The 1,466-nt window shown below is 76.1% G+C and carries 2 protein-coding genes and 1 pseudogene; 2 read left to right on the top strand and 1 reads right to left on the bottom strand.

Features of this window, described 5'->3' with window-relative positions:
* Both AE652_RS47660 and AE652_RS41325 read left to right on the top strand, forming a co-directional pair.
* A pseudogene (locus AE652_RS47660) lies at positions 1–196 on the top strand (hypothetical protein); the annotation flags it as partial.
* Positions 187–1,035 carry a class II fructose-bisphosphate aldolase gene (locus AE652_RS41325; RefSeq protein WP_049661134.1) on the top strand — a complete coding sequence of 283 codons (849 nt, stop codon included), beginning with the start codon at positions 187–189 and terminating at the stop codon, positions 1,033–1,035. The pseudogene AE652_RS47660 and the gene AE652_RS41325, both read left to right, overlap by 10 nt.
* A 91-nt stretch (positions 1,036–1,126) precedes the next feature.
* Here AE652_RS41325 and AE652_RS41320 read toward each other — a convergent pair.
* On the bottom strand, positions 1,127–1,466 hold a 340-nt coding region (locus AE652_RS41320), incomplete at its 5' end, for an amidohydrolase family protein (RefSeq protein ID WP_049661133.1).

The raw sequence follows: 1,466 nt of genomic DNA, 5'->3' as shown, positions 1-1,466 counted from the left end.
CGCGGTCGCCGCGCTCACCCTCGGCCTGGTCCGCGGTGAGCCCTGGCCCGACCGGCTGGCCGAGGCCGTGGCACTGTCCGCGGCCGCCGTCGCCGCACCGCTGGCCGGCGACTTCGACCCCGCCCTCCACCACGCCCTGCGGTCCCGCGTGGACGTCCACCCCTTCGCCACCGAGGAGTCCGACCCATGCCCCTGAGCGGAACCGGCCCGATCGCCGCCGCCGCGGCCGGAGCCGCGTGCGGTGTCGGCGCCTTCAACGTCATCCAGCTGGAGCACGCCCAGGCGATCGTCGCCGGGGCCGAGGCCGCCGGTGCGCCGGTGATCCTGCAGATCAGCGAGAACGCCGTGCGCTACCACGGCGCCCTCGGGCCGATCGGCGCCGCCACGCTGGCCGTCGCCCGGGCCGCGCGGGTGCCGGTCGCGGTCCACCTGGACCACGCCACCTCCGTGGAACTCGTCAGCCAAGCCGTGGAGTTGGGCTTCACCTCGGTGATGTTCGACGCTTCGGCGCTGTCGTACGGGGAGAACCTGCGGGCCACCGCCGAGGTGGTGCGGCGGTGCCACGCCGCGGGCGTCTGGGTGGAGGCCGAACTCGGCGAGGTCGGCGGCAAGGACGGCGTCCACGCCCCGGGTGTGCGCACCGATCCGGCCGAGGCCGCGGCGTTCGTCGCCGCGGCCGGCGTGGACGCGCTCGCGGTGGCCGTCGGCACCTCGCACGCGATGCCCACCCGCGACGCGGCGCTCGACTTCGAGCTCATCGGACGGTTGCGCCGGGCGGTGCCGGTCCCGCTCGTCCTGCACGGCTCCTCGGGTGTGGCGGACGGGGACCTCACCGCGGCCGTCGAAGCCGGCATGACGAAGGTCAACATCGCCACCCACCTCAACCGGGTGTTCAGCACCGCCGTCCGCCGGGCCCTGGCCGACGACGCGCGGCTGGTCGACACCCGCCGCTACCTCGGGCCGGCCCGCGCGGCCGTCGCCGCCGAGGTCACCCGGCTGCTCGGCGTCCTCAAGGCGACGGCACCGGCGGCCTGAGCCACCACCACCGCCCGCGGCCCGACCGGGACCACCACGACACACCACGGCCGCCCGTCCCCGCGTGGGGGAGGGCGGCCGTCGGCGTCGCTCAGGCGGGCTCGACGGTGGAGAACCTCTCGCCGCCGACGATCCACCGGCCGCGGCGCATCACCGCGACCAGGTCGTAGCCCTCCGAGTCGACCACGACGAGGTCGGCGAGCTTGCCGGTCTCCAGCGAGCCGATCGAGTCGCCCAGGCCGAGCAGCCGGGCCGGGGTGGCGGACAGCGACTCGACGGCCTGGCCGAGCGTCAGCCTCCCGACGGTGAGGGCTCTTCGGAACACCCGGTCGAGGGTCGCCGTGGACCCGGCGATGGAGCTGCCGTCCGGGAGCATGGCCACGCCGTCCTTGACCTCGACCTGGAGCGGGCCGAGCGGGTAGAGGCCGTCG

Origin of the sequence: Kitasatospora sp. MY 5-36, from assembly GCF_001182915.1 — a bacterium.
Lineage (GTDB): Bacteria > Actinomycetota > Actinomycetes > Streptomycetales > Streptomycetaceae > Kitasatospora.
Note: the sequence above shows the minus strand (reverse complement) of the source record. Positions and strands in the feature narration are given on the sequence as shown.

Excerpts from the sequence above, each read along its gene's own strand:
- AE652_RS41325 (WP_049661134.1), top strand. The coding sequence starts at position 187 with ATGCCCCTGAGCGGAACCGGCCCGATCGCCGCCGCCGCGGCCGGAGCC.